Genomic DNA, 8,503 nt, shown 5'->3' on the forward strand with positions numbered 1-8,503 from the left:
GGTGGGGGCCGCTCCCGTCTCTGGATAACCAGGATAGTGCATCGACACTGCTGACTCTGCGTCCCTTGGCGCATGTGGGCATTCGCGAACAGACCATCGCTACCGCAGTGCTGCTCTGCCTTGCCGACTGTATCGAGACCGCACAGGGCAATCCGGCTGTGAAGGCTACGGAAGCGCTGGGGAAGGGGGTCTTCAGCTATGGAAATCGGCTTTACTGCCGTTGGAGCGACGACGATAGCCAAGCGAGATTCTCGTGGGGCAGTTCTGACACATACAGTCGCTACTACGCTGACTATCAGCAGTTTGTCGCTCGGCCCAGGGAGGTCGCTGCCGCGCTCGAGGACGAGTTCGACAATGAAGACGATGCGCGCGTTTTGATGGTGAAGCTCGATGTCAGCGCCTACTACGATCGAATCAATATTCCACGGCTCATCGCAAAGCTGAAGAATGAGTACAACCGCTACTGGGGCGACGACATTGAAAGACCGATGGACGATGATGCGTTCTGGGTGGCCGCCGAGGCTGCGCTGACCTTCGAGTGGTCTACTGCCGATGATGCGCTCAAGGGGCTGTTGAAGAATAGCGAGCTGCCGCGTGGTTTGCCGCAAGGGCTCATGGCGAGTGGCTTCTTTGCCAATGCCTACCTACTGGAGCTTGATCGTGCGATTGGGCTTGCATGCCAGAAGCGGCGCAATATCAAAATCGGTGACCGCGAATCACTGGTGACGCTTCACGACTACTGCCGCTACGTCGACGACCTGCGCTTGGTAGTGTCTACCGATGACCCTGAGTTGGACCTCGCCGAGTTGCAGACGGGCATCACAAACTGGACTCAAAGGCAACTGAACAAATCTTTGGGCGACGCTCAAGGGAAAATCACACTGACCCTTAACGGCGCCAAGACCGAAATTGAGCTGCTGAGCAAAGTTGCGAAAGGCACAAGCATTGCTAATCGCATGCGGCAGGTCCAGCAGCAACTCAGTGGCCCATTCGATCTATCTTCGTTGGAAGATCTCGAGACAGCATTGAATGGCCTCCTGTCGATGGCAGAGGTGGAAGGAGCAACCAGCAAGGTACGGAAGCCCCGCGGCGTTCCTGCCTTGGCCCTTGTAACCAAACCACCGATGGACGTACGTGATGACACGCTTACCCGATTCGCTGCATTCCGCATCTGCAAATCGCTGAAGCAGCGCCGGCTTTTGACCGACTTGGGCGAGACGCGCGAGAACGGTACGGCCGGCGAGCAGCTTCAACAGGACTATGAACTTGCCGCTCGGCGCTTGGTTGGTGCTTGGTCGGAAAACCCTTCGCTTGTTCAAGTTCTGCGGTACGCGTTTGACCTATTTCCCTCAGCATCTCTGTTACGGGATGTCCTCGACGCACTTGCCCGGAAGTTTCAGGACGCAGACAGTCATTCTGACCAAGCATCTGTCGCTTGGTACATTTTGGCCGAGCTGTTTCGTGCGGCTGCCACGGAAACAGGCCGATCGTCGGTCGGTGATGACGGGCTGCAGGTCGGGGATATCGACGAGTACCGTGCGGAGCTTGCTGAGTATGCAGAGACGGTCCTGCAGAACGGCGACTGTCCGTGGTTTGCGCAGCAACAGGCTGCGCTACTGCTAGCTACACTTGGCTCTCCCTCGAACTTACTGAGTGACGAACCAGAACTTGCACGCTATCGCGTCCTCCATGCGTACCTCTCCGGTCGATATCAATCTGAAGGTCTCCCAGACGATGACGTTATCGGAATTGCCATCGTGGGGTATCAGCTGGAAGGCAACGCGCGTAGGTTTGCAAACTGGCTCCGTCGCTTCTCGGTTAAGCGAAGTAAGAACAGCACCCGCCGCGCATTCGAGCTGGTATACAAGGGCGACCCATCTCTTTTCGATGCGATTACCACGCTCCGCGCCAACGGTGCCGCTTTTTTTGATCGCGAGCTCCTCAACCCAGAGCAGGCTCTGCACGTTGATTCTCGGAACAAGGATGGCGAGCCTCTTCCAACCGGGGTCTGGCTCCGCCTCAGCAGGGCTGCTTGTCATTCCACGAGACCGTTTAGGCATGAGAACGCGCTGCTGAGGCTTGCGCAATGCCTGACCGAAGTGGATGACTGGACTCGGCCGGACGATACGATCTACTCAGCCTTTGACTTTGATGTGATGTGCGAAGACTGGACGCGGCTCGACGACCCCGACGGCCCATCGCTGCATGTTCGTCTCCAGCCAAAGAGCGCGCAACGAAAGACGCCGCGATTCCGGGCTCCAGCGTGGTGCAAACCCGAGTTGAGTTGGCAGTACGCGATTGGCGCAATCCTGCGTGCCGCTGCGGTTGGCAGCAACGACTTCACCCTCGTTTGGCGCGTCGGCGGGAGCGAGTCTGGTTGGTACCGCGGACTTTCAAGTACCCCGTCACGTCGACAAGTTGGGATGCTCCATTCCTCGCAGGCTCTGGGCGGCACTGCCTCGTCAGTTACGCCATGGTTTAGTGGCCTGCTCAACGTTCTGCTTCGATGGCCCGGGATTGAGGTTGACCCGGACGAGCATCCGGCCTCAAGCACTGCCGAAGTGAAGGATCTGAGGGGCATCATTAACGAGCGCCTCAAGGTCCAGAGCGGAATTTTTGGCCGCAGCACTGGTTCACCGGTCTACCGCTACCCCGTACGTTGGCAGCTCCGCGATTCCCGGTCGCTGCGAGTCGTCGTCGTCCAGGGGTTGCTTCCAAGCGTCGCGGACTTCAAGACACATGAACTCGACGGTCTCAGCAGCAACCCTTTCCGAACGCAACACCGCAATCACACCGCCGCGCTGTTGAACTTGGTCGCGAAGAAACTCGATGCATACGAGCGCCTCGGTGACGGCGCGAAGAAGCCAATCGTTGACCTCGTCGTCTTCCCCGAGTACTCAATTCATGTTGGTGACCAAGACCTGCTTCGAGCCTTCTCCGATGACACCGGTGCGATGCTCCACTACGGCCTGCTGGGAGCGCTGCACCCGATAACCGGGAGGCATACAAATGCGTCACGCTGGCTGATTCCGGTCCGAACGAGCAGCCGGAGATCGTGGATCGAAGTTGACCAGGGAAAGTTGCATCTCACGGGCGTTGAGCTGGGGATGGGGGTTGAGAAGTGGTGTCCATACCGGGTGGTGATAGAGCTACAGCTGGACCAGCTCACATCGTATCGGATGGTGGGAGCCATCTGTTACGACGCCACTGACCTCGCGCTTGCCGCCGACATGAGGAACGAGTCGCACATGTTTGTGGTGCCTGCACACAATCAAGACATTAAAACGTTTGACAGCATGATTGCCGCGCTCAGATATCACATGTATCAGCACGTAGTCGTCTGCAACATCGGTGAGTTCGGTGGCTCGTCCGCGCAGGCTCCGTATGACGATGAACATCGACGCACTATCTCCCACGCGCATGGGGCGAACCAAATCTCGGTGGCTGTCTTCGACGTGCCGATGGACCACTTCGGTCCCAAGCTTCTCGCGTTGTCGCCGGGAGCGCCGAAGATGGTGAAGAAACGACTAGGTAAGACACCACCAGCGGGGCTTGCGCGTCGGCCATAGCAGGTAGCTTTTCAATTCAGCTACCGAAGGGGCTTATATAGGGACTTAACTCTGAATGATGATGTGGCAATGGCGGGGGCGACTCGAGGCCTGAAATTTGACAGACACGACACTCGATTAGTCGCGAGGACAATGCGGCCGTAGCTAGGCAGTCATGCATTGCCGAAAGTCGGCGTCGCCGCGATTAACTCGAAATAGTTGGCCGCCGACGGAGCAGCGGCCAACTATCTAGTACGCTAGCATTGCTAGACGAGTACTGAGGCTAAATGCAATGAAGCTTGAAAGCGTGATTCAAGAGTGGATGGTGCAATTGGCTGGTGGGGACGGCAGGGTTGGCAACAGCGACTTGTACAGCGTCGTCCGGTATGACGACAGTTCACTGAGCCGGGAGATGAAGAACGAGGTAGAGCGATACGGACTCGAAGGTGGCCTCGGTCCATCACGACACCGCTCGGCCCGTGAGGCTTGTCGAGTACTAAAAAGTCTCGTGGAGCCTCGATTCAAAAGCGCGAACAGGAACATCTCTTTGGATCCTGGGAAGGTTCTCAAACCGGACTTAATTCTCGAGGACGAGATCAGCAGCGCCTTCGTAATAGTGGAACTCAAGCGTAGCCGTAAAACTGCCCGAGAATTCGCTACGGAGCTGCTAGCCTACGCTAACTGCTTATCCGAGCAGTATCCCGGCTCGCAGGTGTTTCTCGTGGCGATCTCGACGAGCTGGGCTCCCCTCGAGCAACACGCATTTGCGCAACTGGCACACTATGAAATCCCCACCCTCGCGTTGGAGTACCGCGAAGAGAGTGCGTACGAACGGACGCCGACCCTACTGGTGCGGGATGACCTGCTACCAATCGCGGATGTCAGACCCTTCTCTCCGGATGCTTTGTTGGCGGATACAAAGGTCTTCTTGCTTCCTGACGACTGGCGTATTCCGCCTCAGGTTGAGCGCTGGTGTAATCGTATTGAGCACGCTGTCACGGCACTAGTGCGCGAGGCAGAAAGAGGGCGCGCATCCGGGTTTGTTGTCGTTTGGTACTGCCCGCGTGAGAGATCGAGTCAATCGCAAGTCAGGCTATTCGTTTCTATGGCAGTGCGTAACTCATTTCGCTCTCAAGAAATCCCTGAATTCAAGACCGAACAGGAGGCAGAGGACTTTGCATGGTCGAATACTTTTACCGAGCTCATCGATGATACGGCAGTACGACTCCTGCTCGATCTTGAAGTCGGCCAAAATATCCTCTCGTACTCGTCGGAATCTGAAGGCATTTGGGCCAATCTTGAGGCTCGACTTGCTAACGAAGGCGCCCACATCTTGCGATTCGACGCCTTCGGTGAGATTGGCGATCAAGTGAGCACTTGGCGCACGCAGCAGCGCTATGCTTTGGCACCCGTAGTTGCCGACATTACCTCATTGCCGACGTGGCATCCTCTCACCTGGTTATCGGCATTGGAGTCGCTTATCGACACAAGCGAGCAGGACGAGGGCGATCCGCTGGCGTGGCATGCATTCCGCTGCGGTGAGAACGTTGGCAGATTCAGATCGGCAAACTTCGGGCAACGCGATGCGCGTCATTTCGGGTGGGCAACGACCCAGGCGCGCTTTGCGAGCACGTGGTGTGAATTTTTTGCATCGAGCTATGAGGCGCCAGCACTATTTGCTCAGGTTATCGGTAACACGCTTCGTTGTGGTCTTCCCCGGTGCGATCTGGCGGTTGAGTTTGCTTCGAAGCGCTTAGCTGAATGCGGCGAACTGGCTCGCTATTGCTTCGCACTGGGGTATCACGTTGGGTCGGGGTGCGATAACGTCGAGTACTTAGTGAAAAGCCGGTATGGCCTGCGAAAAAGCGGGATTCGATTGCCCGACCAACTAGATGCGAAGGTCGACGAGGTGGAAAGAAGTTTCAGCTACCTCTTCACTTCCCCATAGCTGTGTGCCATGTGAGCCTCTATCGCCGTGACGCTTTGATGAAAGAGCGCCTCTTGGCGCTCTGAGGGCGGCACATCGGAAGACAACTCCGAGTCGATGAGGGCTGAAAGAAATGACTGAGAATCGCAGGGATTCTGACGACTGCGCCCTGACCAGCTTCGGTTATTCGATCGGCGGTGGCCGAACCGCCGACGTTGTCGTTAGTTGTTTTCCGTTGGAGGCTGCCATAAAAGTGGTCCAATGACGAACGACGATAACAGGTCGACTTTCGCCATACGTGGCCCAGAAGCCAACGTGGCGCGCAGCTTTATCCAGTTGCTCACGTGAGTCAATAGTCGCGTGAGGGGGCGAATTGGTCCGGCCGCACGTTCATCGCAGATCGTGAGGTTTGCGGCATGGTGTACTACTCAACGAGGATGTATGAGTACCGGTGAACTTCAACTGCGCTCGATAAGTCAGCTAATGACCGAGTCGTTCTTAATCCCCGCTTACCAGCGCGGCTATCGCTGGACCTCTCGGCAGGTAACGGAGTTGCTTGATGACGTCGCCGCCTTCACGGAAAGGCAAAGACCGGTTCAAGGGGAGTTTTATTGCTTGCAGCCAGTCGTCGTCACACGACGTAACGACTACTGGGAACTCATTGATGGGCAGCAACGGCTCACTACGATTTTTCTTATCCTCTCCTACTTCAACAACCGCTTGGTACCCGAAGAGCGCAAGGCCCTATTCGCGCTCAACTACAAGACTCGTGAGAACAGTGCGAGCTACCTGCGTTCCCTCGACGAAAAGCTCCACGAGGAGAACATCGACTTTTTCCATATCTGGCACTCGTACCAAGCCATTCGCGACTGGTTCAAACCTAGGAGCAACCGGTTGAACTACATCGAGGCTGCCTTCCTGAACGAAGTCAAGGTCATCTGGTACGAGGTAGACCGGGCCGTCGAACCGATTGACGTGTTTACGCGACTGAATGTCGGCAAGATTCCACTCACGAACGCAGAGCTTGTGAAGGCACTGTTCTTGCGGGGTGGTAATTTCGACAGCGAGGGACCACGGGCCAAGCAATTGCAGCAACTGAGAATTGCCCAAGACTGGGATGAGATTGAGCGACGCCTGCAGGAAGAGGCATTCTGGTACTTCTTGGCGAATCGACAACAAGAAGCGAATCGCATTGACCTCGTCTTGGGTCTACGGGCCGAAGAGATCCAGCAGGTTGCCAATCGCTGGGATGCCAACAGCCTGTTCCTTGCATTCAACGCGCATCTGGCTGCAAGGCAGGACGCGGTAGCAAACGAGTGGGACGCAGTAAAACGAATGTTTCTGCAACTCGACGAGTGGTTCCGGGACCGCTTCCTGTATCACGTTGTTGGGTTCCTTCTCAGCCAAGAAGTCAAAGTAGGGCAGATACGTGACCTCGCGCGGGGCGCTGGGTCCAAGACCGCCTTCCGAGCCGCGCTGAAGGCAGAAATTTTCAAGCTCGTCTTTGGTAAAACTCGGAGCGCCGCGGATGAGATGGGATTGGCTCGGTTCGTTGAAGGCTACGTCGCGCAGCTGGACTATGAGTCGCATCGTGCTTCCATCCGTCGTCTCCTTCTACTGTTCAATATCGCGTCGCTACTGGAACTCGGCGACAGCGGGCCGTGGTTTCCTTTCGATCACTTCAAGAAAGATCAATGGGACCTAGAACACATTCGCTCGGTGAAATCCGACATGCCTCAACGCGTTGACGCTCAGAAAGCTTGGCTCGGACAGGCTGTCGAATACTTCTCCGAGCCTGAGTTGGCGGCGGTCGGCCGCACGAGTCGCACATGCGAGCAGGAGTTGGCTGAACGTTTGCGCGCGCTGAGCGCGAAGGAACCCTTCGACGCCGTCGCATTCGAGACTGCATTCAACGACGTTATTGACCGCTACGATCCAGGCTCGGATGTTGAGTTCGACAACAGTATTGGCAACTTGACGTTGCTCGACGCTAGTACGAACCGAAGCTACGGGAACGCTATCTTCCCGCACAAACGGCGCAAACTCATCGCGTTGGACAAGGCAGGCCGCTTCGTTCCGCCTTGTACGAAGAACGCCTTCCTGAAGTACTACAGCACCAAGATCGACGAAATGCTGGTCTGGAGTCGTTTGGATGCGAAGGAGCATCAGGAAGCACTCGTCAGTGCGCTGGTGCGGTTCTTCACATATGACGGAGCATGCGTATGAGCGAGGCCCGACAGCATTCATTCGCTACGCTCTTCTCGAGCGTCGATGCCGTTGAAATTCCCATCATTCAACGTGACTACGCCCAGGGCCGCGAGCAGTCCACTGAGGTCTTGGGTGGCTTCCTGGCGTCGCTGCGGGACGCATTGAGCAGTGAGGACGGGCGCGGGATTGACCTCGACTTCATCTACGGGACATTCGAGGACAGTGCAAGCAGTGTGCTGTCCCTGCTCGACGGCCAACAGCGTCTAACAACCCTGTTCCTCCTGCACTGGTACGTCGCAATGTGCGAGGGGCAGTTGGAAGACTTCAGGGCTCGCTGGACGAAAGGCGGGCGCTCCAGGTTCACTTACGCCACGCGGCCTAGTTCGGCTGAGTTCTTTGACGCGCTTGCAAGCGCTGTGGTTGCGCCGCCGGCCGACGGGAAGCAGTGGGAGGGCAGACTCTCAGAACGCTTGGTCGACAGCAATTGGTTTTTCCTGTCGTGGCGCAGTGACCCTACGGTCAAGTCATGTCTGACCGCGCTCAACTCTATTGCCAAGACGTTTGGTGTCACTGAAGGCATGTATGCGCGCCTCATAGATGAGCGCGAACCCAGGATCACTTTCCATTTTCTCGACTTGGAGCGCTTCGGCCTGACCGACGACCTGTACATCAAGATGAATGCTCGGGGCAAGCTGAACCGCACCGAATTTTGTGGAGGCTCGGATTCTTGAGAGAATCGAGCCATGAACAAGAAGGCAACCAAGTTTTCCCCGGAAGTCCGGGAGCGCGCAGTGCGTCTGGTACGTGAGCAGCGTAGCGA

The 8,503-nt window shown here is 56.6% G+C and carries 4 protein-coding genes; all 4 read left to right on the forward strand.

What is annotated here, in order from left to right:
- Positions 1–74: 74 nt before the first annotated feature.
- The 4 genes from C3Y15_RS31920 to C3Y15_RS30600 all read left to right on the forward strand — a co-directional run bounded on the left by C3Y15_RS31920 (position 75) and on the right by C3Y15_RS30600 (position 8,414).
- Positions 75–3,569, forward strand: a complete 3,495-nt coding sequence (locus C3Y15_RS31920) for an RNA-directed DNA polymerase (protein WP_208328112.1) — start codon at positions 75–77, stop codon at positions 3,567–3,569.
- Between the two features lie 271 nt (positions 3,570–3,840).
- On the forward strand, positions 3,841–5,496 hold the full coding sequence (locus tag C3Y15_RS30590; RefSeq protein WP_124259935.1) for a hypothetical protein: 1,656 nt from the start codon (positions 3,841–3,843) through the stop codon (positions 5,494–5,496).
- A 420-nt stretch (positions 5,497–5,916) separates the two neighbouring features.
- Positions 5,917–7,701 carry a DUF262 domain-containing protein gene (locus C3Y15_RS30595; RefSeq protein WP_069239285.1) on the forward strand — a complete coding sequence of 595 codons (1,785 nt, stop codon included), beginning with the start codon at positions 5,917–5,919 and terminating at the stop codon, positions 7,699–7,701.
- Positions 7,698–8,414, forward strand: coding sequence for a DUF262 domain-containing protein (locus C3Y15_RS30600; RefSeq protein ID WP_243860295.1), 717 nt, complete (start codon positions 7,698–7,700; stop codon positions 8,412–8,414). Before C3Y15_RS30595 ends, C3Y15_RS30600 begins: the two co-directional genes overlap by 4 nt.
- The last annotated feature ends 89 nt before the right edge of the window (positions 8,415–8,503 follow it).

The sequence above is a fragment of the Burkholderia sp. B10 genome (genome assembly GCF_004368385.1).
In the GTDB taxonomy this organism is placed as follows: domain Bacteria; phylum Pseudomonadota; class Gammaproteobacteria; order Burkholderiales; family Burkholderiaceae; genus Burkholderia; species Burkholderia vietnamiensis.

Coding starts and splice junctions, on each gene's coding strand:
- C3Y15_RS30600 (WP_243860295.1), top strand. CDS start 7,698: ATGAGCGAGGCCCGACAGCATTCATTCGCTACGCTCTTCTCGAGCGTC.
- C3Y15_RS30595 (WP_069239285.1), top strand. CDS start 5,917: ATGAGTACCGGTGAACTTCAACTGCGCTCGATAAGTCAGCTAATGACC.
- C3Y15_RS30590 (WP_124259935.1), top strand. CDS start 3,841: ATGAAGCTTGAAAGCGTGATTCAAGAGTGGATGGTGCAATTGGCTGGT.